The organism is Kitasatospora sp. NPDC048662 (genome assembly GCF_055587065.1).
The window spans coordinates 419934-444650 of sequence record NZ_JBVJHA010000002.1; the positions used below are offsets into that span (position 1 = coordinate 419934).

The following is a 24717-nucleotide window of genomic DNA, read 5'->3' on the forward strand; positions in this document are numbered from 1 at the left end:
GAGGTCCGGTGAGCGATCTACCGCGCAAGGCAGTGACCGGCACGGCGCGACCGGCCGCCCGCCCACGCCCGGCGGCGGCCCGGCGGCGTGTGGCGACGGCTGCTTGGGCGACGGCGGCAGCCGCTGCCGACTGCTCGGTCCGAACGGGGGCGGCAGATGTCTGAGATGCCGCGCAAGGCGGTCTCCCGGACGGCCCGGCTGGCGGCCCTGCCGCTGAGCTTCGCCGGCCGTGCCACGCTCGGCCTGGGCAAGCGGCTCGGCGGGCGTCCGGCGGAGGAGGTCGCGGCTGAGCTCCAGGCCCAGACCGCCGAGCAACTCTTCGCCACCTTGGGCAAGTTGAAGGGAGGGGCAATGAAGTTCGGGCAGGCCATGTCGGTCTTCGAATCGGCCCTCCCGGAGGACGTGGCGGGCCCCTACCGGGCGGCACTGACCAAGCTCCAGGACTCCGCCCCGGCCATGCCGACCCGCACCGTGCACTCCGTACTCGCCGCCGACCTGGGCGACGACTGGGCGGCCAACTTCCGCTCCTTCTCCGACCAGCCGTCCGCCGCCGCCTCCATCGGCCAGGTGCACCGGGCCGTCTGGCAGGACGGCCGGGACGTCGCGGTCAAGGTCCAGTACCCGGGCGCGGGCGAGGCCCTGCTCAGCGATCTCGGCCAACTCGCCCGGCTGGCCCGGATGCTGGGCCCGCTGATCCCCGGGATGGACATCAAGCCGCTGATCGCCGAGCTGCGCGAGCGGGTCACCGAGGAGCTCGACTACCAGCTGGAGGCCGAGTCGCAGCAGCTGCACGCCCAGGAGTTCGCCGACGACGCCGACATCCGGGTGCCCCGGGTGGTCGCCCAGTCCGGGCGGGTGCTGGTCACCGAGTGGCTGGACGGCAAGCCGCTGTCCCAGGTCATCTCCGACGGCACCCGGACGGAGCGCGACCGGGCCGGGCAGCTGCTTGCCCGCTTCCTGTTCGCCGGCCCGGCCCGCACCGGGCTGCTGCACGCCGACCCGCACCCGGGCAATTTCCGGCTCGTCAAGACCGGCCGGGCCGCCTCCAGTTGGCAGCTCGGCGTGCTCGACTTCGGCACCGTCGACCGTCTCCCCGGCGGCCTTCCCCGCCCGATCGGCACCTCCCTGCGGCTCGCCCTGGCGGGCGATGCCGGGGCCGTCTACGACCTGCTCAAGCAGGAAGGCTTCGTCCGCCCCACCATCTCGCTCGACCCGGACGCGGTGCTCGACTACCTGGTGCCGATCATCGAGCCCACCCGCGCCGAGCAGTTCACCTTCAGCCGCGAGTGGATGCGCACCCAGGCCGCCCGAATCGCCGACCCGCGCTCCCCCGCCTACAACCTGGGCAAGCAGCTCAACCTCCCGCCCTCCTACCTGCTGATCCACCGGGTGACGCTCTCCACCATCGGCGTGCTCTGCCAGCTCGGCGCGACCGTCCGCCTGCACGAGGAACTCCTCCACTGGCTCCCCGGCTTCGCCGAGAACGAGGGCGACCAATGAGCCGCTGAAGAAGGTGACGAGGGTGCGGGTGACGGAGCGTCCACAGTGGGAACAGCCGTTCCCGGTGCGGTTCCTGATCGTCGGGGAGGACGAGGAGGACGGCCACCAACTGCTGGTCGGCCGGTGCGCCGCCGTCGAGGGGCTGTTCGCCGACCCGCCGCCGCCACCGCGCGAGGTCCTGGTACTGCGCGGCTGCACGCGGGGCCTGGCGGCGGGGTGGCTCGGTGCTGCCTTGATCACCGGGCGGTCGGGGGCCGGGCGCGAGTACCGGTGGGAGCTGCTGGACGCCGAGATCCTCGTGGTCGGGCCGCACGCCGCCGATCCGACGCTGGTCGACGTGGTGGTCGGGGCGGCGGTCGGCCTGGTGGACGACTTCCGCTTCGCGCAGGACCCGTGCGGACGCTTCGAGTTGCTGGGCAGTCGGAACGAGCGGCTGGCGGCGTGCGCGGAGGTGACGGGGCTGCTGACGGCCCGAGCCGGGCCCGCTCGATCGCCGGTGCGGCTGATCGGCTGTGAGCCCGCCGAGCCGCTGCGGGTGAAGGTGGACAGCGGATACTCGGGCTGGCCTGCCTGCACCGAGCTGTGGGCGCTGGACGACACCGGCCGGGTGATGGCCCGCGTCCACACCGGGCCGGCCATCGACCGCACCTGGCCGTCGGTGCTGCGCGGCGGCCTGCTGGACGTGCAGTTGTCGGTCTCCCCCGAAGATTTGCCGGGCTCCGCGGCCCGCGAGGTCTGGCGGCAGTGGCAGCCGGGGCCGCCCGAACAGCCGGGCAGCTGGCGCGGGTCGAGCGTCGCCGCCAAGGAGGCCTGGCAGTCGCTGGCGCTGAACCGGCTCGAACCCGGTCCGGACCGCCCCGGCGGCGAGTACCACCTGGCGGGCGCGGGTGTCGAGGACTCGACCGGCCTGCACTGCGCCCTGGGCGAGCGGTCAATGGCCCGGGCGGCTACTACGGGCGGGAGTGGAACGGCTTCAAGGACTGTTTCGGCGGCGGCTTCGGGCCGGTCCCGCCGTTCACCCTGGTCTGGCACGACTTCGCCGCGACGGAGCGGGAGTTGGCGAGCGAGGCGGATCCGGCGACCGGACTGAGTTACCCGGAGGAGCTGGCCCGGCTGATGGAGAGCCGCCGGATCCGCGTGATCCGCGCCTGACCGGCCGTCGAGAGCGGCCGCGGCCGACCGCCGGTCAGGAACGTTCGCCCGGCAGCGGCCCCGCCGTCGGCCAGGCCGTCCGGACGCGGGTGGCGAGGGTCGCGCAGAACCGGCCGAAGACCGGGAGGGCGGTGTCCGCGTCGGCGAGGGCGGCGACGGCCCTGAGGCGGTGCGCCAGGCGCCGGCGGGCGGTGGCGTTGCCCCAGGTCCAGTCCGCGTGGTGCAACCGGGCCAACTGGTCGGCGATGCCGCGCTCGGCCTTGGGAACGAGGGCGTCGCCGCGCAGCAGCCAGCCCACGCAGGCGTCGGCGAGCTCGGCGTCGGTGGGGGCCTCGGTGCCGGTGGCGGCGCGCCAGGCGGTGCGGTAGGCGGCCTCGGCCTCGGCGAGTACGTCGGCGGGTGGGGCGGTGGAGCACCAGCAGGTGGGGAAACCGATCCGCAGATAGGCGAGTTCGGCCGCGCCCGGGCCGAGCGAGGACTGCTCGAAGTCGATGAACCGGACGCCCTCGGCGGTGTGCAGGTCGTTGCCGGGGCAGGGGTCACCGTGCAGCAGGGCGTGCCGGGCTGGGGTGGCGGAGAGCCGGGCGAGCAGCGCCTCGGCCTCGGCGCGGGCGCCGGGCGGGGCGGGGACGTCGAGGGCGCGGGCCAGCGCGAGGAAGCAGCCGAGGTCGCGCCCGGTCGGGCCGGTCCAGGCGGGCAGCGCGGTGCCGGGGGCCGTCCCGGCCAGGTCGTCCAGGTCGGCGGGGGCGCTCGCGTGCAGCCCGGCCAGCGCGGCGGCGTAGTCGATCTGCCAGCCGGGGCCGGGGGTGCGGTGCTCCAGGCGTTCCAGCACCACCACGCGAGCGGCGGGGTCGGTGCCGAGCAGGGCGGGCACCACCGGGCGACCGGCGCGGCCGGCCCGCCGGGACGCGAGGGACAGCGCGGCCGCCTCGCGGGCGTAGCGGTCGTCGGCCCCGGGCGAGTCGATCAGTTGCTTCACCACCACCGGGACGCCGGAGAGTTCGGCCCGCCAGACCCGGGAGCGCGGACTGCTGACCAGGCGGCGAACCTTGCGCGGCGAACCGAGTTCGGCGCGCAGCCGCTCGCCGAGCGGAAGGGAGGACCACATGCGGCACATCCTCGCACGCCCCGTTCGAGCAGCGAACGACAGTACGACCCAGCGAAGTTGGGTGGGCAGCGGGCCCGGACGCGCCGATGGCCGGCTCCCCGGCAGGGAGTCGGCCATCGGCGTTCAGGGGTTGGTCACCGGCATGGGCGCGGGGCCGGCCGGCGGGGTGGAGCGTCCGTCACATCAGGGCGACGGCAAGGGCCTTGCGGGCGCGCAGGGAGGCCTGCTCGGCCTTGCGACGCAGTCGCGTCGCGCGCATCACCCGCAGGCCGAGGCGTTGCTCCTCGGCCTCGTGGAGGCGTTCCTGCATATGCGCACGTGCCAGGGATTCTTGGAGGAGATTCATCTCAAGGGTCCTGTTCTGGATCTGGAGTTCAGTGGTCTGCTCGGAGCGGACGGTCGGATCGATGCCGGCGGGGTTCATGTGGTGGTCCTGCTCGTGGTGCGTAGTGGGGAAGGGACGGGACAGTTCGGAGTCGGCCTTGGCGGCCGCGAGACGTACCGAGTCGCGCAGTGCGGTGTCCAGCGGGGGCTGCTCTCCCCGGCGGACGGCTGCGGCTTCGGTGCGGGACCGGGCTGCGGGGTTCACGCCATGACCTCGGTCTTGCGCGGACGGCCACGGGGGCGCTTGCGGGCGACGACGACGCCCTGGACGAAGAGCTCGCCACCCCAGACGCCCCACGGCTCGCGGCGCTCGAGCGCGCCGGTGAGGCAGGCGGCCTTGACGGGGCAGGTGCCACACAGCGACTTGGCGTACTCGACGTCGGCGGGCGTCTCCGCGAAGAAGACCTCCGGGTCGAAGGCCCGGCACGGAATGGGAAGCCCGAGCGAGTCAGCCTCGTCGATGGCGGTGAGCTGCATGAGTGTTACCTCCGGGGGGTCGGCCTGGTCGGCCTTGATGGTCTTGTCGGGTACGGACGGGAGGGGCGGCGGTGTGATGACCGTGGACACTTTGGGCGTCTTCCTCGTCTTCTTGTTGGGTCCGGCCGGGCTCGTTGTTCGAGATCGGCCGGAGGCCCCGTGGGGCCTGGGTAGGTCGTGCGTACCGGACAAAACAGAAGGGCCGCGGAACCCGGTTGCTGGGTTTCCGCGGCCCTGGAGGCACCGCCCTGACGGGTTGCGTCAGGGTCGTTCGCTCCAGGGTCCAGGCCCGCGGAAAGCCTGCTTCCGGACGGCTCCGGCGCCGCGAACGGCGGCCGTGGCCAGAATGATCTGCTGCTTCTGCTGCTTGACTCCGGCACCGCCGACGGCCGCATAGCGCCCATGGGCCGCTTCTGCCGCAACTGCCTTCGGTGCCTTGGTCGGTCGCTCGTCGGACAGCGCAATGCCATCGACAAACATCGACCGGTCACGGGACGAACCCACCTCGACACGGGTGCCCTCAGCATCGCCACGACCACTGACAAGGCAGTGCTCGGCAACCAGCAGGACTCCGGCGTTGCCGCCGGCCACGTCGAGACCCAGACCCGGCACGAGGACGCGCGTGGGCATGGCGAGGGTGGACATCGGGTCGGTCATTTTGGTGATCGTCTTCGTCGACACTGAACTCGCCTCCTCTCGGCGTCTCGCGGTGCCCAGTCCCCCGGGCTCCGATATCTGGTTGATGGTCAGCGCATGCAGAAACAAGCCCTCTGCGAGCGTTGCGGTCTCGTCCCCTTGACCGCTCCGGCAGGCTATTGCGCCGTACACGCGGCGCGCAAACTATTTTTCCGGCGAGTTTTCCGGTGAGTTCTCGGCCTGCTCCGCGGCCTCGCCCCCGGGTGAGTCCGGTACCGGCTCCCCGTCGGGCTCCCCCACGAGCTCCGGACTCTCCCCCGCACACAACAAGAGCACGTCGGAGCCGTACTTGTCCAGCTTCATGGCCCCCACCCCGGAGATCCGGGAGAGCTCCGCGAGGCTGCTCGGCACATCCTCCGCGATGGCCGTCAGGGTGGCGTCGGTGAACACCACGTAGGCCGGGACGCTCTGCTCCTTGGCGCGGGCCGAACGCCACTCGCGCAGCCGCTCGAACAGCGCCTCGTCCATGGTGGACGGGCAGCCCTCGCAGCGGCGGAGCTTGCGCTCGACGGCGTCGGTCAGGGTGCGGTCGCAGACCCGGCACTTGACCGGGCCGCGCACCCGGCGCGCGGCCGGGCGCTCCGCGCCGGGCTCGACGCCCCCGCGCCCGCCGCGGGTGCGCTGGCCGGAGCTGGAGGAGCCGGGGCGCAGGCCGTCCAGGAAGCGGGTGGGCTTGCGGGAGGCGCGGCCGCCCGGGGAACGGGACAGCGACCAGGAGAGGGTGAGGAAGCGGCGGGCCCGGGTGACGCCGACGTACAGCAGGCGGCGCTCCTCCTCGACCTGCTCGTCGGTCTTGGCGTAGATGATCGGCAGCGTGCCCTCGGTGAGGCCGACCAGGAACACCGCGTCCCATTCCAGGCCCTTGGCGGCGTGCAGCGAGGCCAGCGTGACGCCCTCGACGGCGGGGGCGTGCTGGGCGGCGGCCCGGGCGTCGAGTTCGGCGACGTAGGACGCGAGGTCGGCGCGCTCGCCGGCGGCGGCGCGGGCGGTCTCGAACTCCTCGGCAAGGCGCACCAGCGCGTTCAGCGACTCCCAGCGCTCGCGGACGGCGCCGGAGCCGGCCGGGGCGGTGGCGGAGAAGCCGCGGGTGGCGAGCACCGCGCGGACCTGGGCGGCGAGATCGGGCGCGCCGGCGGTGAGCGGGTCGTCGGCGGCCCGGGCGGCGCCCTTGAGCAGCACGCCGGCCTCGCGGACCTCGGGCCGCTCGAAGAACCGCTCGGCGCCCTTGAGCTGGTAGGAGATGCCGAGGTCGGCGAGCGCCTGCTCGTACACCTCGGACTGGCTGTTGGTGCGGAACAGCACGGCGATCTCGCTGGCCCGCACGCCGGTGCCGAGCAGGTCGCGGATCAGCCGGGCGGTGGACTCGGCCTCGGTGGGCTCGTCCTGGTACTCGCGGTAGACCGGCTCGGGGCCGGCCTCGCGCTGGGAGATCAGCTCCAGGCGGTGCTGGGCGGCCTGGCCGCGGGCCTGGGCGAGCAGGCCGTTGGCCAGGTGCACCACCTGCGGGGTGGAGCGGTAGTCGCGCACCAGCTTGACCACCGTCGCCCCGGGGTGGCGGTGACGGAAGTTCAGCAGGTAGTCCGGCGTCGCCCCGGTGAAGGAGTAGATGGTCTGGCTGGCGTCGCCGACCACGCAGAGGCTGGCGCCGCCGTCGCTGCCCGTCCACTGCTCCAGCAGGCGCTGTTGAAGCGGGGAGACGTCCTGGTACTCGTCGACGGTGAAGTGGCGGTACTGGGCGCGGACCCGGTCGGCGATCTCCGGGCGGTCCTCCAGGATGGCGGCGGTGAGCAGCAGGACGTCCTCGAAGTCGATCAGGCCGCGGTCGCGCTTGGTCTGCTCGTAGGCGGCGTAGACCCGGGCGATCTCGGCCGGGTCGCGCGGGGCCTCGCGGCCGGACTTGGCGACCGCGGTCGGGTAGTCGTCGGGGACGACCTGGGTGACCTTGGCCCATTCGACCTCGGCCGTCAGGTCGCGCAGTTCGGTGCGCTGGACGCGCAGGCCGCTGCGGCCGGCCGCCTCGGCGACCAGCTGGACCTTGCGCTCCAGCAGCCGGGGGACCTCGCCGCCGATGGCGCGCGGCCAGAAGTACTGGAGCTGGCGCAGCGCGGCGGCGTGGAAGGTGCGGGCCTGGACGCCCTCGGCGCCGAGCTGGCGCAGCCGGCCGCGCATCTCGCCGGCGGCGCGGGCGGTGAAGGTGACGGCGAGGACCTGGGCGGGCTGGTAGACGCCGCTGCGCACGCCGTAGGCGATCCGATGGGTGATGGCCCGGGTCTTGCCGGTGCCGGCGCCGGCCAGCACGCAGACCGGGCCGTGCAGGGCGGTGGCCACGGCGCGCTGTTCGGGGTCGAGCCCGGCCAGCACGGCGTCCGCTCCGAGGGGGGCGAAGCCGCCGGGGCGGTGCTGCTGGCTGGGGCCACCGAGGCCGGGGAGGTCTTCCTGCATGCCTTCCATCCTCGCAGGCGCGCCGGACAGTCCGGACGGTGTTGTCCACAGCCCCGCTCGGATGATCGGATCGACCCACTGTTACCCGCCCTGGAATGGGGGCGGCCCGCCGGACGTTTGCTCCGTGGGCTGCACGCCCCCGTTCGTCGACCGAAGGAGTCCCTCACCATGTCCGGCACCGTCACGATGTACAGCACGACCTGGTGCGGCTACTGCAACCGCCTCAAGAGCCAGCTGGACCGCGAGGGCATCGCCTACACCGAGGTCAACATCGAGCAGGACCCGGCCTCGGCGGCCTACGTGGAGTCGGTCAACGACGGCAACCAGACGGTCCCGACGGTCGTGGTGGTCGGCGCCTCCGGCGAGCAGAACGTGATGACCAACCCGAGCCTGCGCCAGGTCCAGGCCGCGCTGGTCTGACCCGGTGGGCGGCCGGGGCCCGGTCAGTCGGCCGGGGCCCGGTCGCCGAGTTCGTAGAGCAGCCGGGCCCGGTCGGCGGCGTAGCGGGTCTCCACCACCCGGATCGGTCCGCGCCGGTCGCGGGTGACGCGGGTGTTGACCAGCAGCGGCACGCCGGGGCCGAGCCCGAACCAGGCGGCCTCGGCGGGGTCTGGCATCCGTGCGGTGAGGTGGTCGGTGGCGGCGGTCTCGGTGCGGCCGAGGTCGGCCAGCGTCCGTTCGTCGCCGCCGGGGGTGGGCAGGTCCTCCATCAGCGGGGTGCCGGCGGCCAGTCCGGGCCGGTAGTGGCTGTCCTCGATGGCGTAGGGCTCGTGGGCGACGCGGCAGAGCTGGCGGCGCATCATGACGCTGTCGTCGGGCTGGAGTCCGAGCCAGTCGGCGATGTCGCGGCGGGCCCGGACGGCCCACACCTCGTACTCGAAGCTGAGGTCCAGTCCGGCCGCCCGGGCTTCGGCGGTGTAGGTCTCGGCGCCGGCCGGCAGGGCGCCGCGGCGGTGCGGCCGGGGGTAGACCCGGTGGTCGTGCCGGGTTCGCCGGCGCAGGTAGGTGCCCTTGCCCTGGACGCGCACCACCCGGCCCTCGTTGACCAGGACGTCGATGGCGAGGCGGACGGTGTTGCGGGCCACCCCGTACTGCTCCTCCAGTTCGCTCTCGACGGGGAGTCGGCCGCCGCCCTCCCATTCACCGGAGTCGATGCGGCGGCGCAGGTCGGCGGCGATGCGCTGGTACTTGGGCGGGGTCGCGGCGGCGCGGGGGATCGTCACGCGAGCGAATGTAGCCAGGCCGTTTGTGGCATTTCAGCCGAACCTGGCATCCGCGGTCGCGGATCTGTTCGGGAGGTCCCGGGGATTCCGCCCCGGAAGATTCGAACATTTCCGGTCGGCGGAGCGGGACCCGGTCGGCCCCCGGAGTCGCCCGGAAGCGCGACAGGGGCGCGCGGAATGCTCCGCACGCCCCTGTACCCGGCGCTCTCACCAGCGGGCGGCCGCCGGCAGCGGTTCGCCGTACCAGAGTTCGACCAGGTGCCGGGCGATCGAGATGCCGGACGGCGGCAGGATCTCGCCGGCCGCCATGCCCGCCCGCAGTTCCTCCCGGCTGAACCAGCGGGCCTCGGACAGCTCCTCGCCGTCCACGGTGATCCCGGTGCCGTCGGGGTGCGCCCGGCCGAGGAAGCCGAGCATCAGGCTGGACGGGAACGGCCAGGGCTGGCTGGCCACGTACTCGACCTCGGCGACCCGGACGCCCGCCTCCTCCAGCACCTCGCGGCCGACCGTCTGCTCGATCGACTCGCCGGGCTCGACGAACCCGGCCAGCGTCGACCAGCGGCCCTCCGGCCAGAGCGCCTGCCGGCCCAGCAGGCAGCGGTCCTCGCCGTCGGTGATCAGCATGATCACCGCCGGGTCGGTGCGCGGGTAGTGCTCGGCCGCGCAGGAGGTGCAGCGGCGCAGGTGTCCGGCGCCGGCCTTCTCGGTGCGGTGGCCGCACCGGGAGCAGAAGGTGTGCAGCCGGTGCCAGTGCTCCAGGGCGACGGCGTGCACCAGCAGTCCGGCGTCCCGGTCGGAGAGCGAGCCGCCGACCTCGCGCAGCCCGGCCGGGCGGGCGTCGCCGTCCAGCCGGCCGGGCAGCGACTCGCAGTCCAGCGCGAAGTGGTGGACGCCGTCGTCGTCGGTGCCCAGGAAGTAGCGGTCGCCGTCCTGCGGGGCCTCGAAGGAGGGCAGCAGCACCAGTTCGGTGCCGCTGCCGGTGTCCACCACGAAGGCCTCGCCGCCGGCGATCGGCAGCACCTTGGTGGTGGGGTGGCTCCAGGCCGCGGCCAGCCACGGCTCGTCGAGTCGGCGGTGCGCCGACCGGTCCACCCCGGCGCGGGTCAGCGCGAGGTGCTTGGTGTCAGGGGCGCTGCTCAACTCGTCCATCCCCGTTCGCTTCGGTACGGCAGGTGCGGCTTCGCTTCGGGGCGTGTCCTCACGGCCGGAAGTTCTCCGCGAGGTCGCCCCACAGGTACGCGGAGGTCTCGACGCCCTTGCGGAGCAGGTCGAGTTCCACCTTCTCGTTGATCGAGTGCCAGCCGTCCGAGGGCACCGAGATGCCGAGGAACAGCACCGGCGCGCCCAGCACGTCCTGCAGGTCGGCGGCCGGGCCGGAACCGCCCTCGCGGGTGAACAGGATCTTCTGCTCGAAGGCCCGGCCCATCGCCCGGACGGTGGACTGCAGGGCGGGGTGGTCCAGCGGCGTCAGGCACGGGCGGGTGGCGCCCGGGAAGACGATCTCGTACCGGATGCCCGCCGGGACCTGCGCGGAAACCCAGGCGGCGACGGCCTCCCGGACCTTCTCCACCTCCTGTCCGGCGACCAGTCGGAAGGACAGCTTGAGGTGCGCCTCGGCCGGGACGATGGTCTTGCCGCCGGGGCCGGTGTAGCCGCCCCAGATGCCGTTGACCTCGGCGGTCGGCCGGGCCCAGACCCGCTCCAGGGTGGTGTAGCCGGCCTCGCCCAGGGTGCCGTGCGACTTGGCGACCTTCAGCCACTGCGCCTCGTCGAAGGGCAGTTCGGCGAACAGCGCCCGTTCCTGGTCGGTGAGTTCGACGATGCCCTCGTAGAAGCCGGGCACCGCGACCTTGCGGTCCGCGTCGTGCAGGCCGGCGGCGAGCGCGGCGGCCACGTCGGCCGGGTTGGGGACGGCGCCGCCGAAGGACCCGGAGTGGATGTCGCTGTCCGGGCCGTACAGGTCGATCTGGCAGTCCGCCAGGCCGCGCATGCCGGTGCACACGGTCGGGGTGGTCTCGGACCACATGCCGGTGTCGGAGATGATCACCACGTCGGAGGCCAGCCGGTCGGCCTCGCGGCGCACCAGGGCGGCGAAGTTCGGCGAGCCGGACTCCTCCTCGCCCTCGATCAGCAGCTTGAGGTTGACGGCGGGCGCGGTGCGGCCGGTGGCGGCGAGGTGGGCGCGCACGCCGAGGGTGTGGAAGAAGACCTGGCCCTTGTCGTCGGCGGCGCCGCGCGCGTACAGCCGGCGGCCGATCACGGTGGGTGTGAACGGTTCGGTGTCCCAGCCGTCCTCCTTGGCGGCGGGCTGCACGTCGTGGTGGCCGTAGACCAGCACGGTCGGCGCGCCCTCCTCGCCGGACGGCCACTCGGCGAACACCGCGGGCAGCCCGTCCGTCTCCCACACCTCGGCGACCGGGAAACCGGTCGCGCGCAGCTTCTCGACCAGCCACTCGGCGGAGCGGCGGACCTCTCCGGCCCGGTCGGGGTCGGCGGAGACGGAGGGGATGCGCAGCCAGTCGGCGAGGTCGGCCAGGAAGGTGTCCTCGTGCTGGTCGATGTAGGAGCGGACGGCGCTGTCCGGGGTTTTCGTCATACGGACGACTTTAGTTCGCCCGGGTGGGTCCGTGCCCACGACCTCCCTCGGCCGTGAGCACGGTCACCCTCCCTCTGCCGGGGCCTCAGGCGACCCGGCGGCTCAGGGCGATCTTGGAGCGGGTGAGCAGCGCCGCGAGCAGCACCGCCACCACCGGCAGGCCGATCACCATCGCCGCCAGTTCGATCCACGGGATCGCGATCACCGCCTCTGGGGCCGGCTGGCCCGGCATCGCCCACTTCGCCTGGTCCTGCGCCTGGAAGATGCGCAGCGCGATGGAGGGGACGGCACCGCAGAACAGGCCGAGCACCGAGCCCATCGCGGCGATCACACCGCACTGGAAGCCGGACAGCCGGCGCCGGATGCCGCCGCTCGCGCCGACCGCGGCCAGCGTGGCGAGGTCCTGCTGGGAGTCCGCCGCGGCCAGACCGGTGGCGATGCCGGCCGCGCCGAGCGCCACCAGTCCGGCGAACACCGTCAGGCCGACGGTGATCAGGTCGACGTCCGGGTGGAAGCCCCGCTCGACCGTGATCATTGCGTTGTCGTCCAGCTTGGCCAGCGAGCCGTTGGCCTTCTGGTAGGCCTTGTCGGACGGCTCCGCGGCGGGCATCCAGAGCGAGCCGGCCGCCCGGGTGCCCAGGCCGATCTTCTCGGCGGTCTGGCGGGTCATCATGGCGTTGCCGAACGGCGCCGGGACGTGCACCTCGACCGCGTCCGCCAGCAGGTGACGCTCCGCCGGCCGATAGTTGTTGTCCTCGCGCATCTTCTTCTGGTCGAAGGGGTCGGTGACCAGCAGGTCGACCTTGCTGTTCTCCACGTAGTCGGGCCGGAACACCAGGATCTTGCCGTCGGCGAGGGCCTTCTCGGCGGCCTGGTCACGCACCCCGAACAGGGTGTGCAGCAGGGCCGCATCACCGACCAGGGTCTCGCCGAACATGGTGCTCCGGCGCTCCCCGCGGTCCCGGTTCACCGCGCAGCGGGGGTCGGTGTGCAGGCGCTCGTACTCCTCGGGGGAGCGGGCCCCGTCGGCCGGGCAGCGCTTGGACTCCGGCAGCACGACCTGGACCCAGCCGCAGGGCGCGCCGGGGTTGCACTTGGCGGTCGGCGTCACGTCCCACACGTCGGCGCGCTCGCCGAGGTCGGGGATGTTGCCCTCGACCACCTCGCGCATCATCGGCAGCCGGTTCTGGTCGGCGGTCGGCCCCCAGCCGGCGTACAGCGCGACGGTGTTGGGAGGCGCCGACGGCATGTACTCGCGGCGCTGCTGCTCGGTGCTGCTGGTGGTGTAGATACCCACGGCGACGGCGCCGGCCACGGCGGCCATCACGGCGGCCACCGCCGGGGCGGTGCGGCCGCGGTGGCGCACCGAGTCGCGCAGTGCGAGGCGCGGGCTGAGCGGCAGGTGGCGGCCGAGCCGGCCGAACAGGCCGATCAGCATCGGGGTGCACATCAGCATGCCGATCTCGGCGATCACCGAGCCGCCGAGCAGGCCGTAGACCACGGCGGTACCGGTGGCCGCGCAGGCCAGCGCCAGGGCGGCGCCGCCGCCGATCATGATCAGGCCGAGCACGGCGACGATCCGGCTGGGGGGCTTGCTGCCGCCGCGTCCGGTGAGCGCCACCACCACGTCCTGTCGGGCGGCCTGGACGGCGGGCACCACGGCCGCGAGCAGGCCGGTGACCAGGCCGACCACGACGATCGCCAGCAGGTCGAGCGGCTGCAGGTCGAAGTGGCCGAAGCGGCGTCCGGCGAACTGTTCGGCGTTGTCGCGGAACACCGCGACCAGCAGGATCGCGAGCGCCAGGCCGGTCAGCGCGCCGGTCACACCGAGCACCACACCGCCGCCGAGCACCACGGCGCGCACGTGCCCGCGGTCGCCGCCGCCGGCGGCGAGCAGGCCGAGCTGGCGGCGCGAACGGCGGGCGCCGACCGCGAAGGCCGGTCCGGCGAGCAGCACGATCTCCAGCAGGGCCATGCCGACCACGGTGCCGCCGATCGCGACGGTCACCTTGTCGACGCCGCCGTAGTTCTGCCGCCCGGGCTGCTGGTACAGCGGCACCTCGGAGCGCGCGGGCGGGTGCATCAGGACGGCCTTGGAACTGACCGCGAAGCCGTACTTGTTGAGCTCCAGCACCTTCGGCCAGTCCAGCGCGGCCGCTCCGGCGGGCAGCTGGACCAGCCAGCTTTCGCGGCTCTCCGGGACGGCCGCCCGTTCCGGGTCCGCCTGCGCCAGCGGGGCGATCACGCTGCCGGGACGGGCGAACAGTTCGGCGCGCTTGAGGTCGGCGGGGATCTCGACGACGGCCGTGATGGTGAACGGCGTGGACTCCAGGCCGCGGATCGCGGTGGAGTCGCCGAGCCGCAGCCCGGACTGGTTCAGGAACTCCTGGGTGGCGGCGATCTCGTTCGGCTGGGCCGGGGCGGTGCCGCGGATCCTGTTCACCATGCCGTGCCACACCGGGTCGGCCAGGTCGACCTCGACGGCCTCGGCCGTCATCCGGCCCTCTTTGGTGGTGACCGTGGTGCGCGGTCCGGCGGGCATCGGCACCAGCTTGGTGCCGGCCGGGAGCAGTTCCTTGATCAGGTCGACGGGCTCGGTGCTCGCGCTGCGCTGTTCCTCGGGCGTCTTCGTCCGCGGCTGTCCGTCGGGGCCGGGCCCGCCGGTCTGGGTCTCGTCGTCGGGGTTGGGCGCCTGCAGAACGATGTCGCCGCGCTGGCCCACGGCGATCCGGGCGTCGGCGGTGCCCATCACCCGGGCGACCTTCTCGGCCGGTTCCAGCTGAGCACTGCGGGCGACCACGTCGACGCCGGCCACACCGAGGATCGGCAGGCCGATCATCGCCACCACGAGGGCGCTGCGGCCCTTGGCGCGCATCGCGTCGCGCCGGGCGATCCGCAGGGCCGCCCGCCAGGCGGTCAGCCTCACTGGTCGCCGTCCTTGAGCGCGTTGGCGGCGGCGGTGACCAGCAGGGTTCCGGCGTCCTGCCGGGCGGTCTCGTCGACCAGCCGGCCGTCGCGCAGGAACACCACCCGGTCCGCCCAGGCGGCGTGCCGGGCCTCGTGGGTGACCATCATGGCGGCGGCTCCGGCGTCGCAGCGGGCGCGCAGCACGGCGAGCACGGACTCGCCGGTGGTGGAGTCGAGGGCGCCGGTGGGCTCGTCGGCGAGCACCAGGCGGCGGTCGCCGATCAGCGCGCGGGCGATGGCGACGCGCTGCTGCTGGCCGCCGGACATGTCGTCGGGGAAGCGGTCGGCGAGTTCGGGGATGCCGAGTTCCTCCAGCGCGGCGAGCGCTTCCTTGCGGGCGGCGCGGGCGGATATGCCGTCGAGTTCGCGGGGCAGGGCGATGTTCTCGGCGGCGGTGAGCGCCGGGATCAGGTTGTAGTCCTGGAAGACGTAGCCGACGGAGCGGCGGCGGACGGCGGCGAGCTTCTTGCGGTCGAGGCTGCCGAGCACGATCCCCTCGACCAGCACCTGGCCGTCACTCGGACTGTCGAGGCCGCCGGCCAGGGTCAGCAGGGTGGACTTGCCGGAGCCGGAGGGTCCCATCACGGCGACCAGCTCGCCCGGGTACACCTTCAGGTCCACGGCGCGCAGCGCGTGCACCTCGGCCGCGCCGTGGCCGTGCACCCGGCTCACCCGGTCCAGGTGCAGCACGGGCTGGGCCGGCTTGAGTTGTTCGGTCATCACTCCCCCAGGAGTTTCAGAGGCGGCCGCGTGCGCGGCTCTTGACGGCGCGGCGCTCGGGCGGCGCGGCGACGGGTTCGGCCGTGGCAGCGGCCTGTCGCTCGGCGTGCTGGCCGAGCCGGGATTCGCAGTGGTCCAGCCAGCGGATCTCCGCCTCGGTCTGGAAGATCAGCTGCTCCAGCACCAGCAGCCAGGCCAGGTCCGCGCCGTCGCCGGTGTCGGCGGCCAGTGCCCGGCCCTTGAGCCGGGTGTAGTCCTGCAGTGCCTTCATGCTGTGCCGGCGCTGGCCCTGGACGACGCCGGTGACGTCGACTCCCGGGACGGTCACCGCCATCGCCAGCTTGATCGCCAGTTCGTCGCGCGGCGGGTTGGTGCGCGGCACCGGGGTGTCGAACCAACGGCGCAGTTCCGTGCGTCCTTCGTCGGTGACGGCGTAGAACTGGTGGCCCTCGTCGTCCTCGCCGGCGGACTCGACCAGGCCGTCGCGCTCCAGTCGGCCCAGGGTGGTGTAGACCTGGCCGACGTTGAGCGGCCAGGTCGACCCGGTGCGGGCCTCGAACTCGGAGCGCAGTTGGTAGCCGTAGCGCGGGCCCTGGTCGAGCAGGGCGAGCAGACCGTGACGGATCGACATACTGAGTATGTATACCCGGTATGGACCTGCCCGCTCAAGCCGCCCCTCCGGTCGCACCCACCCGGTACCGTCGGCTCCGTGACCACTCTGCGGATCGCCACGTACAACCTGCTGCACGGCCAGCCGCTCGCCGCCGACGGCAGCCCCGCGCCCTACCCGATCGAGCCGGGCGGCCCGCTGGCCGAGGCCGTCGCCGCGCTGGACGCCGACGTCCTCGCCCTCCAGGAGGTCGACCGCGGCCAGGAGCGCTCCGGCCGCACCGACCAGGCCGCCATCGCCGCCAAGGCGATGGGCGCCGCCGACTGGCGCTTCGCCGCCGCGCTGCACGGCACCCCCGCCCGGTCGGCCGGCTGGGTCACCGACCCGGCCGTGCCCGGCCTCCAGGTGTACGGGCCGGCCGAGGCGGACGACGGCGCCGACCGGCCCTCGTACGGCACGGCGCTGCTGACCAGGCTGCCGGTGCTGCACTGGCGCGCCCGCCGGTTCGCGCCGGCCCCGTTCGGGCTGCCGCTGCGGGTGGCCGGGCGGCGCGGGCTGACCGCGGTGCCGGACGAGCCGCGCGCGGCGCTGGCGGCGGTGCTGGCCGGGCCGGCCGGGGAGTTCACCGTGGTCGCCGCGCACCTGTCGTTCGTGCCGGGCTGGAACGTCGCGCAGCTGGCCGCGATCCGGCGCTGGATCGCCGACCTGCCGCAGCCGTACCTGGTGCTCGGCGACTTCAACCTGATCGGCGCGGTGCCGCGCACCGTGCTCGGCTCGGCGCACGCGATCCAGCGCACCGCCGCCCGCGAGCGCGTCCGCACCGCGCGCCGCACCCGCTTGCAGGGCTGGTACGACCTGGCGCGCACCCCCACCTATCCGTCACACCGGCCGACCGTGCAGTTCGACCACATCCTGGGCATCGGCGTGCCGCGCAGCACGGTCGGCTCGGTGTCGGCGCCGCGCACCGGGGTGTCCGACCACCGGCCGCTGGTGGTGGAGATCGACGTCTAGAAGATCTGCCCGACCGGGGCCTCGGCCTGCTGCTGGACGGGCAGCAGCAGCGGGTCGAACTGGAGCATCAGCATGGCGGCGTCGTCGCCGAGCTTGTGCCCGACGTGGCGAACCACGTCGTCGTGCAGGCGGCGCAGCACCTCGACGGGGCCGCTGTCGGCGAGCAGCGGCAGCCGGTCGGTGAGCGGGTAGAAGGCGCCGCGGTGGTCGCGGGCCTCGATGACGCCGTCGGTGTACAGCAGGATGCGGTCGCCGGGTTCGGTGGTCAGCCGCTGCAACGGGGGGCAGACGTCGCCGGGGTCGAGCACCCCGAGCGGTGGGACGGTCTCGTCGGCGGCCAGCAGCCGGGGCGAGTCCTCGCCGCGCAGCAGGACGGGGGCGGGGTGGCCGCAGTTGGCGATCTCCAGGGCGCCGTCGGGGCGGACCCCGAGCAGCACCAGGGTGACGAACTCCTCCTCCACGCCGGGGTGGTCGTTCTCGTGCAGCGCGCGGTCCAGGCTGACGGCGAGCCAGCCCGCGACCCGGTCCAGCGAGGGTTCCTGGTGGGCGGCCTCGCGGAACGCGCCGAGTACGGCGGCGGCGGTCTCCACGGCGGCCAGGCCCTTGCCGCGCACGTCGCCCATCACGGCGCGCACCCCGTGCCGGGTGTTGACCACCTCGTACAGGTCGCCGCCGATCGAGGCGTGCGCGGCGGCCGCCGCGTAGCGGACCGCGGCCCGGACCGGCCCGACCCGTTCGGGCACCGGACGCAGCAGCACCCGGCGGGCGATCTCGGCGACCAACTGGGCCTCGGCGAGGGCGAGTTCCTGGCGCAGCCGGAGGGTGGCGCTGAGGTGGCCGATGCCGGCGATGAGCACGATCGCGGCGACGGTGGCGGTGTGCACGGACTCCCCGAGCACCCCGTGATAACAGGCCATGCCGAAGGCGCACAGTTCGGCGAGCGCGCCGATCAGCAGCGGGTACCAGGTCCGCCGGGAGACCACGGCGGCGAGGGCGGGGACGGCGGTCAGTGCGGGTTCGACGGTGACCTGGCTGTTGGTCAGCAGGTCGAGGGAGACGACCAGGGCCATGCCGATCAGTGGCAGGGCGTGCGAGGTCTTGGGCCATGTGCCGGTGACGGTGTTGGGTACCGGCCCTGGGGTGGGGCCGTGGAGGACGTCCCTGATCCATCCGGTCGCGCTCAACGTCGGTCTCTCCAGCGGAAGGTGCGGGTGCTGCTCGGCACCTGCGGGTCTGACGGGAGGTCAGGGGGTCGGGGCCCTGACGGCGGCCGGAGTACGGGAGGATGACCGGTTACCGACCCCACAATAGGCACGAAACGTGCAGGGCGCACAGGTTTCGCTTGATCTCGTGACGAGTTGAATGCTCTGAGTGACTCTTTTCTACCTATTCCCGATCAGAAGATCGCTCAACTCTTTTCGGCCAGGAAGTCCTGACGGTGTTTCGATCCGGCCGCTGCGCACGTAGCAGAACGAGGCCGTGACCTGCTCCACCGGAACGCCCGTCTGCTCGGCCCAGGCGAGCCGGTAGACGGCGAGCTGCAGGGGGTCGCCGCTGTCCTCCCGGCCGGTCTTCCAGTCCACCACCTCGTAGCGCGGTGACCCTGCGCCACGGTCCGCGTCCCGGTAGACCGCGTCGATCCGGCCGCGCACCACCCGTCCCGCCAGCACCAGTTGGAACGGCGCCTCGACCCGGTGGGGGGTGCGGCCGGCGTACGGGCCGCGCAGGAAGGCCTCCTTGAGGCGCTCCAGGTCGCGCTCGTCCTCGATCTCGTCGATGTCGGCGTCCAGGCCGGGCAGCGCCTCCGGGCCGAGCAGCAGCGGCTGGTCGAAGCGGGCCTGCACCCAGGCGTGGAAGCGGGTGCCGCGGCGGGCGGCGGGCGCGGGCGGGCGGGGCATCGGGCGGGCGAGTTCGCGGGCGAAGCCGTCCGGGTCGGCGGCCAGCCGCATCAGCTCGGTGGCGGACAGCGAGGCGGGCAGCTCGACCTCCCGGACGGTGCGCCGGGAGCGCTCCAACTCGCCGATCAGCGCCGTCAGGTCGCGGTCCCAGGAGGCCACCAGCCGCATGTCCTCGACGCCCATGGCCTCGGGTTCGGCGGCGGGCGCCCCGGCCAGCCGGTGGCGGACCACGTCCGCGACCCGGCGGCGGGCGTGCTGCGCGGACGGGTCCAGCGGCAGCGGCCAGGGGGTCTCCACGGACACGTCGAACGCCGGGTTCTCGGCGTCCGGAAGCGGTTCCCCGGCCCAGTGCTCGACCTCGCCGTTGCCGGGCCGCTCGGCGTGCGCGCGCAGCTTCAGCAGGAAATCGGACGGCCCGCGCCGGCGCTTCTGCGAGGGCCCCCACCAGTGGCCGGAGGCCAGCAGCAGCGACCGCGGGCGGGTGAACGCGACGTAGCCGAGCCGCAGTTCCTCCACCTCGGCGTGGTGGGCCATCTCCTTCTTGAACAGGCCCATGCCCTTGGCGTTCCACGCCGGGTCGGCGGGCAGTGTGGCGGCGTCGCCGCGCAGCGCGTGCGGCAGCACCTTGCGGGTGGAGGTCCAGCGCTCCCGGCCCTGCCCGGACGGGAAGCCGCCCTTGACCAGGCCGGGGACGGCCACCACGTCCCACTCCAGGCCCTTGGACTTGTGCGCGGTGAGCACCTTGACGGTGTCCTCGCCGCCGGGCAGCCCGGCGTCCAGGCCGCGCTCGTACTCCTGGGCGGCCCGCAGGAAGGCCAGGAAGGCGGCCAGGCCCGGGTCGCCGTCCAGGTCGGCGAAGGACGCGGCGATGTCCAGGAAGGAGTGCAGGGTCTCCCGGCGGCGGGCGGCCAGCGCCAGCGGGGAGGCGGACAGCTCGACCTCCAGGCCGGTGACGGCCAGCACCCGGTGCAGCACGTCCATCAGCGGTTCGGCCAGTGCCCGGCGCAGGTCGCGGATCTCCCGGGCGAAGCGGGCGAAGCGCACCCGCGCCTCCGGGGAGAACGGCAGCTCGTCGGGCTGCTCGGCGTCCACGAAGGTCTCCAGCGCGTCGGCCAGCGAGACCACCTCGGTGGGATCGGTCTCGGCGACGGCGGCGGCGAGCGGGTCCTGGTCGCCGAGCCGGGCGGTGCGCACCAGGTCGGCGGCGCGGCGGCCGAGCAGGGCCAGGTCGCGCGGGCCGATCCGCCAGCGCGGGCCGATCAGCAGGCGCACCAGGGCGGCGTTGGCGGTCGGGTCCTGGAGTACCTCGCAGACGGCCACCAGGTCGGCGACCTCCGGGAGTTGGAGCAGCCCGCCGAGGCCGACCACCTCGACCGGGACGCTGCGCGCCACCAGTGCGGCGTGGATGTCGGGGAAGGCGGTTCCGGCCCGGCAGAGCACGGCGATCCGGCCGGGCGCGGTGCCGGTGCGCACCAGGTGGGCGATCGAGTCGGCGAGCCAGTCCACCTCCTCGGCATGGGTGGGCAGCAGCGCGGCCCGCACGTACCCGTCGAGTTCGGCGCCGGGCGCGGGCCGCAGCGCCTCCACGCCCTCGTGCATCTCCCGCAGCGGGGCGGCGAGTTCGTTGGCGAAGGCGAGCAGCCGGCCGCCGCTGCGGCGGTTCTCGCTGAGCGCGAAGCGGTGCGCGGGGCTGCCGTCGGCCTGCGGGAAGTGGTGCGGGAAGTCGTCCAGGTTGGCGACCGAGGCGCCGCGCCAGCCGTAGATCGCCTGGCAGGGGTCGCCGACCGCGGTGACGGGGTGTCCGGCGCTCCCGGGGCCGCCGAACAGGCCGGCCAGCATGAGGCGTTGGGCGACCGAGGTGTCCTGGTACTCGTCCAGCAGCACCACCCGGTACTGCTCGCGCAGCAGCCGGCCGACCTCGGGGCGCTGCTGGGCGAGGCGGGCGGAGGCGGCGATCTGGTCGCCGAAGTCGAGCAGGCCGAGCTTCTGCTTGCGGGCCCGGTAGTCCTCGACCAGGTGCAGCAGTTCCTGCCGGCCGCGGGCGGCCTTCGGGACGGCCCGCAGGTCCTCGTTGGAGAGTTTCACCGCGGCCAGCGTGTCGAGCAACTCCTCGTCCCAGGCCCGCAGTTGCGAGGGTTCGACCAGGTGTTCGGCCAGTTCGGAGTCGAGCGCGATCAGTTCGGCGACCAGCGAGGAGAAGGTGCCGGTGAGCGCCGGGTAGGGGCCGCGGGCCTGCCGCAGCACCCGGGCGGCGAGCTGGAAGCGGGTGGCGTCGGCGAGCAGGCGGACGTCGGGTTCGATGCCCAGCCGCAGGCCGTGTTCCTTGAGCAGGGTGCCGGCGAAGGCGTGGTAGGTGGAGATCTGCGGGTCGCCGAGCGAGTCGTCCTCGCGCACCCCGGCCCGCAGCAGCGAGGCGCGGACCCGTTCGGCGAGCTCCCCGGCGGCCTTGTTGGTGAAGGTCAGGCCGAGCACCTGTTCGGGGCGCACCGCCCCGGAGCCGACCAGCCAGACCACCCGGGCAGCCATCACGGTGGTCTTGCCGGAGCCCGCGCCGGCCACGATCACGCCCGGGGCCATGGGCGCGCCGATGGCCGCCAACTGCTCGGCGTTGAACGGGATGCCGAGGAGTTCGCGGAGCTGGGCCGGGTGCTGCAACGGCTCAGTCGACGACATGCCGGCCGTCCCGCTGCGCGGAGCAACTGCCGCGGAAGGCGCAGCGGCCGCAGCGCTCGCCCGCGGTGGGGGTGAACCGCTCGGCGAGCACCCGGCCGGCGGTGTCGGCGAGCAGGTTCTCGATCCACGGGTCGCCGTCGGGCGGCAGCTGCCGCTGCACCTTGGGGGCGTCCGGCTCGCCCTTGGCGGGCTCGCGCAGGTGGACCAGTTCGGCGCCGCCCGGGACGGCGCCCTGCTCGAAGCCGGGCAGGCCGTCGAGCGCGCCGCCGCGCACCGCCAGCTGGTAGACGGCGAGTTGGCGGTGCTGGGGCAGCGACTTGTCGGTGGGGATCTGCTTGCCGGTCTTGAAGTCGACCACGTAGGCGCGGCCCACCGAGTCGGCCTCGACCCGGTCCATCGAGCCGCGGATCCGCACCGCGACACCGCCGACGTCCAGGGTGAGGTCGAAGCCGTGCTCGGTGGCGACGGTGGTGCGCTCGCGCTCCAGCACGTGCCAGCGCAGGAAGCGCTCCAGGGCGGCGCGGGCCTCGGTCTTCTCCTGCTGGGACTTCCACGGCGCGTCGAAGGCGAGGGCGTCCCACACGGTGTCCAGGCGCTCCATCAGGACGGCCAGGTCGGCGGGGGTGCGGCCGGAGCCGACCTCGTCGGCGAGGGCGTGCACCACGTTGCCGAAGCCCTGGGCGGCGGAGGCGGTGTGCCCCGCCTTCACGTCCTTCTCCAGGAACCACTGGAGCGCGCAGGACTCCAGCTGCTCCAGGCCGCTGCCCGACAGCCGCACCGGCAGCCCGGGCTCGTGCAGCGGCTCCGGGGCGGCGGTGGCGTCCACCAGGCCCCACCACTGGTCGGGGTGGGCGGCGGGGACCAGCGGGCGGCCCTCCTCGTCGAGGGCGGCGGCGAGGGTGGCGAGGCGTTCGGCGGCGGCCCGGCGCAGCTGCGGGGAGCGGGCCGGGTCGACGGTGACGGCGCGCAGCTCGGCGACCAGCGCGGACACCGCGAGCGGGCGGCGCGGGCGGGCGGTCACGTCGGCGACCTTCACCTGCGGGACGCGCTCCAGCACCCGGCCGGTGCGCGGGTCGAGGGTCTCGCGGTACAGCTCGCGCAGGAACCGGGAGGGTTCGTCGCCGTCCTCGGCGGGGGCCTTGACGGCGGTGACCACCAGGCGTTCCTTGGCGCGGGTCGCGGCGACGTAGAACAGCCGGCGCTCCTCGGCGAGCAGCGCGGCGGCCGACAGCGGTTCGGCGAGGCCGTCGCGGCCGATCCGGTCGGCCTCCAGCAGCGAGCCGCGGCGGCGCAGGTCGGGCCAGAGTCCCTCCTGGACGCCGGCCACCACGACCAGGCGCCACTCCAGGCCCTTGGAGCGGTGCGCGGTCATCAGCCGCACCGCGTCGGGGCGCACGGCGCGCACCCGCAGGGTGTCGGCGGCGATGTCCTGGGCCTCGACCTCGGCGAGCAGGTCGAGCGCGCCGCGGTGGCCGGAGACCCGTTCCTCGGCGCGGGCGGCGGTCTCGAACAGGGCGCACAGCGCGTCCAGGTCGCGGTCGGCGTTGCGGCCGGCCGCGCCGCCGCGCAGCGCGGCCCGTTCCAGGCGTTCGCGCCAGCGCCGTGAGCCGTCCCACAGCTCCCACAGCGCGTCCTCGCCGGACGCGCCGCCGGCCAGCAGTTCGCGGACCTTGCGCAGCAGCACGCCGAGTTCGTAGGCGCGGCGGGCGTACGGGGCGTCCAGCAGGGCGAGCAGTTCGGGCTGCTCCAGCGCCTCGCGGACGAGTTCCTCGGCGGGGCGGACCACGCCGGCCACGCCGTCCTCGGCCAGCGCCCGGCGTTCCTCCTCGCGCAGGGTGCGGCCGAGGCGGCGCAGGTCGGAGCCGTCCAGGGCGGCGAGCGGGCCGGTGAGCAGGGTGTGCGCGAGGTCGGCGGTGAGCGCGCCCTCGCCCTCGGCGCACACCCGCAGGGCCAGCAGCAGCGGGGTGACGGCCGCCTCCTCGCGCAGCGGCAGGTCGTCGCCGTCGATCTCCAGCGGTACGCCGGCGGCGGCCAGCGCGCGGCGGACGCCCGGTATCGACCGGGAGCCGGCCCGCACCAGCACCGCCATCTCGCCCCACGGGACGCCGTCCTCCAGGTGGGCGCGGCGCAGCAGGTCGGCGACCGAGTCGAGTTCGGCGCCGGGCGTCGGGTAGGTGTACACCTCGACGGCGCCGCCCTCGCGGGAGGGCAGCAGGGCGCGGTGCGCGGCGAGCTTGTCGGCGGGGAGGCGGCCCATCGGCATCCGGCGGGCGAGTTCCCGGGAGGCGGCCAGCAGCACCGCGCCGGAGCGCCGGGACACCCGCAGCACCTTGACCTCGGCGGCCCGGCCGTCGGTCTGCCGGAAGGCGTCGGGGAACTCCAGGATGCCGTTCACGTCGGCGCCGCGGAACGCGTAGATCGACTGGTCGGGGTCGCCGACCGCGACCAGGTCGCGGCCGCCGCCGGCCAGCCGCTGCAGCAGCCGCACCTGGGCCGGGTCGGTGTCCTGGTACTCGTCGACGAACACCACGTCGTAGCGGCTGCGCAGCTGTGCGGCGACGTCCTCGCGTTCGGCGAGCAGCACGGCGCGGTGGACGAGTTCGGCGTAGTCGAGGACGCCGCGCAGGTCGAGCACGTCCAGGTACTCGGCCAGGAAGTGCGCGGCGGCGGCCCAGTCGGGGCGCTGGACGCCCTCCGCGAAGCGCAGCAGTTCCTGCTCGCCGAGGCCGAGTTCACGGCTGCGGGCGAGCACCGCGCGGACTTCGTCGGCGAAGCCGCGGGTGGTCAGGCAGGCCCGCAGGTCGAGCGGCCAGCGGATGGTGGCGGTGCCCGCCCTGGCGTCCTCGGCGCCGCCGGCCAGCAGTTCGCGGACCATCACGTCCTGCTCGGGTCCGGACAGCAGTCGCAGCGGCTCGGCGTACTCCTCGGGCGACTGGTGGGCGCGCAGCAGGGCGTAGCAGAACGAGTGGAAGGTGGTGGCCTGCGGGGCGGTGGTGCCGATCCGGGCGGTCATCCGGTCGCGCAGTTCCATCGCGGCCTTGCGGCTGAAGGTGAGCACCAGCACCCGCTCGGGGGCGGTGCCGTCGGCGATCCGCCGGGCGACCGCCTCGACCAGCGTGGTGGTCTTGCCGGTGCCGGGCCCGGCGAGCACCAGCAGCGGCCCCGACGCGTGCTCGACCACCGCCCGCTGGAAGTCGTCCAGCACGGGCGGGTCGGGCTGCGCGAGGGGGCTGCGCACCAGGCGGAACGGTGAGGTCACT

Annotated in this window: 18 protein-coding genes; 4 read left to right on the forward strand and 14 right to left on the reverse strand. The window is 74.1% G+C overall.

The features are described from left to right. Positions 1 to 156: 156 nt before the first annotated feature. Together ACZ6R9_RS07830 and ACZ6R9_RS07835 are read left to right on the forward strand one after the other, a co-directional pair. Positions 157 to 1500 carry an ABC1 kinase family protein gene (locus tag ACZ6R9_RS07830; protein ID WP_380487352.1) on the forward strand — a complete coding sequence of 448 codons (1344 nt, stop codon included), beginning with the start codon at positions 157 to 159 and terminating at the stop codon, positions 1498 to 1500. 28 nt (positions 1501 to 1528) lie between these two features. Beyond that, positions 1529 to 2590, forward strand: a complete 1062-nt coding sequence (locus ACZ6R9_RS07835) for a barstar family protein (RefSeq protein ID WP_465537125.1) — start codon at positions 1529 to 1531, stop codon at positions 2588 to 2590. 96 nt (positions 2591 to 2686) lie between these two features. Here the strand turns inward: ACZ6R9_RS07835 and ACZ6R9_RS07840 are convergent, their stop codons facing one another. From ACZ6R9_RS07840 to ACZ6R9_RS07860, 5 genes are all read right to left on the reverse strand, one after another. Further along, positions 2687 to 3760 (reverse strand): phosphotransferase family protein, encoded by a 1074-nt coding sequence (locus tag ACZ6R9_RS07840; RefSeq protein ID WP_380487356.1) that lies wholly within the window; start codon positions 3758 to 3760, stop codon positions 2687 to 2689. Positions 3761 to 3938: 178 nt separating this feature from the next. Continuing rightward, positions 3939 to 4349, reverse strand: coding sequence for a hypothetical protein (locus ACZ6R9_RS07845; protein WP_380487358.1), 411 nt, complete (start codon positions 4347 to 4349; stop codon positions 3939 to 3941). Beyond that, on the reverse strand, positions 4346 to 4711 hold the full coding sequence (locus tag ACZ6R9_RS07850) for a WhiB family transcriptional regulator (RefSeq protein WP_369880316.1): 366 nt from the start codon (positions 4709 to 4711) through the stop codon (positions 4346 to 4348). Before ACZ6R9_RS07850 ends, ACZ6R9_RS07845 begins: the two co-directional genes overlap by 4 nt. A 171-nt stretch (positions 4712 to 4882) precedes the next feature. Then, positions 4883 to 5302 carry a hypothetical protein gene (locus tag ACZ6R9_RS07855; protein ID WP_465537128.1) on the reverse strand — a complete coding sequence of 140 codons (420 nt, stop codon included), beginning with the start codon at positions 5300 to 5302 and terminating at the stop codon, positions 4883 to 4885. Positions 5303 to 5461: 159 nt separating this feature from the next. Then, a complete protein-coding gene (locus tag ACZ6R9_RS07860; RefSeq protein ID WP_465537129.1) occupies positions 5462 to 7759 on the reverse strand; it encodes an ATP-dependent DNA helicase UvrD2 in 2298 nt (765 codons plus the stop codon). Between the two features lie 168 nt (positions 7760 to 7927). Between ACZ6R9_RS07860 and ACZ6R9_RS07865 the strand changes: the two genes are divergently transcribed. Then, positions 7928 to 8179, forward strand: coding sequence for a mycoredoxin (locus tag ACZ6R9_RS07865; protein WP_380487365.1), 252 nt, complete (start codon positions 7928 to 7930; stop codon positions 8177 to 8179). A gap of 23 nt (positions 8180 to 8202) precedes the next feature. On the opposite strand, the gene ACZ6R9_RS07870 is transcribed toward ACZ6R9_RS07865, so the two are convergent. The 6 genes from ACZ6R9_RS07870 to ACZ6R9_RS07895 form a co-directional block, all read right to left on the reverse strand. After that, entirely contained in the window at positions 8203 to 8982 is a 780-nt protein-coding gene (locus tag ACZ6R9_RS07870) for a GntR family transcriptional regulator (protein WP_380487367.1), read from the reverse strand. A gap of 207 nt (positions 8983 to 9189) precedes the next feature. Beyond that, the gene (gene nudC / locus ACZ6R9_RS07875; RefSeq protein ID WP_380487369.1) at positions 9190 to 10131 is read right to left on the reverse strand and encodes an NAD(+) diphosphatase; all 942 of its coding nucleotides are present in this window, start codon (positions 10129 to 10131) and stop codon (positions 9190 to 9192) included. 49 nt (positions 10132 to 10180) lie between these two features. Continuing rightward, entirely contained in the window at positions 10181 to 11578 is a 1398-nt protein-coding gene (locus tag ACZ6R9_RS07880; RefSeq protein WP_380487370.1) for a dipeptidase, read from the reverse strand. Between the two features lie 85 nt (positions 11579 to 11663). Then, positions 11664 to 14504 carry an FtsX-like permease family protein gene (locus ACZ6R9_RS07885; RefSeq protein ID WP_465537132.1) on the reverse strand — a complete coding sequence of 947 codons (2841 nt, stop codon included), beginning with the start codon at positions 14502 to 14504 and terminating at the stop codon, positions 11664 to 11666. Next, positions 14501 to 15265 (reverse strand): ABC transporter ATP-binding protein, encoded by a 765-nt coding sequence (locus ACZ6R9_RS07890; protein WP_380487375.1) that lies wholly within the window; start codon positions 15263 to 15265, stop codon positions 14501 to 14503. The genes ACZ6R9_RS07885 and ACZ6R9_RS07890 overlap by 4 nt, the downstream gene beginning before the upstream one ends. A gap of 16 nt (positions 15266 to 15281) precedes the next feature. Continuing rightward, positions 15282 to 15896: a PadR family transcriptional regulator gene (locus ACZ6R9_RS07895; RefSeq protein WP_380487376.1), complete on the reverse strand. Its 615-nt coding sequence runs from the start codon at positions 15894 to 15896 to the stop codon at positions 15282 to 15284. Positions 15897 to 15974: 78 nt separating this feature from the next. Here ACZ6R9_RS07895 and ACZ6R9_RS07900 point away from each other — a divergent pair, with 78 nt between their 5' ends. Then, positions 15975 to 16886 carry an endonuclease/exonuclease/phosphatase family protein gene (locus tag ACZ6R9_RS07900; protein ID WP_380487378.1) on the forward strand — a complete coding sequence of 304 codons (912 nt, stop codon included), beginning with the start codon at positions 15975 to 15977 and terminating at the stop codon, positions 16884 to 16886. Here the strand turns inward: ACZ6R9_RS07900 and ACZ6R9_RS07905 are convergent. The 3 genes from ACZ6R9_RS07905 to ACZ6R9_RS07915 all read right to left on the reverse strand — a co-directional run bounded on the left by ACZ6R9_RS07905 (position 16883) and on the right by ACZ6R9_RS07915 (position 24716). Then, complete coding sequence (locus ACZ6R9_RS07905) at positions 16883 to 18070, reverse strand: PP2C family protein-serine/threonine phosphatase (RefSeq protein WP_380487380.1); 1188 nt, start codon at positions 18068 to 18070, stop codon at positions 16883 to 16885. The genes ACZ6R9_RS07900 and ACZ6R9_RS07905 overlap by 4 nt on opposite strands. A 198-nt stretch (positions 18071 to 18268) precedes the next feature. Beyond that, the gene (locus tag ACZ6R9_RS07910) at positions 18269 to 21457 is read right to left on the reverse strand and encodes a UvrD-helicase domain-containing protein (protein WP_465537135.1); all 3189 of its coding nucleotides are present in this window, start codon (positions 21455 to 21457) and stop codon (positions 18269 to 18271) included. Then, a complete protein-coding gene (locus ACZ6R9_RS07915) occupies positions 21444 to 24716 on the reverse strand; it encodes an ATP-dependent helicase (RefSeq protein WP_465537136.1) in 3273 nt (1090 codons plus the stop codon). The genes ACZ6R9_RS07910 and ACZ6R9_RS07915 overlap by 14 nt, the downstream gene beginning before the upstream one ends. Position 24717: the final 1 nt, after the last annotated feature.

What these genes read in the sequence shown, in the direction of transcription:
- ACZ6R9_RS07880 (WP_380487370.1), bottom strand. Translation starts at nt 11,578, where the DNA reads ATGACGAAAACCCCGGACAGCGCCGTCCGCTCCTACATCGACCAGCAC.
- nudC (WP_380487369.1), bottom strand. Translation starts at nt 10,131, where the DNA reads ATGGACGAGTTGAGCAGCGCCCCTGACACCAAGCACCTCGCGCTGACC.
- ACZ6R9_RS07860 (WP_465537129.1), bottom strand. Translation starts at nt 7,759, where the DNA reads ATGCAGGAAGACCTCCCCGGCCTCGGTGGCCCCAGCCAGCAGCACCGC.
- ACZ6R9_RS07830 (WP_380487352.1), top strand. Translation starts at nt 157, where the DNA reads ATGTCTGAGATGCCGCGCAAGGCGGTCTCCCGGACGGCCCGGCTGGCG.
- ACZ6R9_RS07890 (WP_380487375.1), bottom strand. Translation starts at nt 15,265, where the DNA reads ATGACCGAACAACTCAAGCCGGCCCAGCCCGTGCTGCACCTGGACCGG.
- ACZ6R9_RS07840 (WP_380487356.1), bottom strand. Translation starts at nt 3,760, where the DNA reads ATGTGGTCCTCCCTTCCGCTCGGCGAGCGGCTGCGCGCCGAACTCGGT.
- ACZ6R9_RS07895 (WP_380487376.1), bottom strand. Translation starts at nt 15,896, where the DNA reads ATGTCGATCCGTCACGGTCTGCTCGCCCTGCTCGACCAGGGCCCGCGC.
- ACZ6R9_RS07910 (WP_465537135.1), bottom strand. Translation starts at nt 21,457, where the DNA reads ATGTCGTCGACTGAGCCGTTGCAGCACCCGGCCCAGCTCCGCGAACTC.
- ACZ6R9_RS07865 (WP_380487365.1), top strand. Translation starts at nt 7,928, where the DNA reads ATGTCCGGCACCGTCACGATGTACAGCACGACCTGGTGCGGCTACTGC.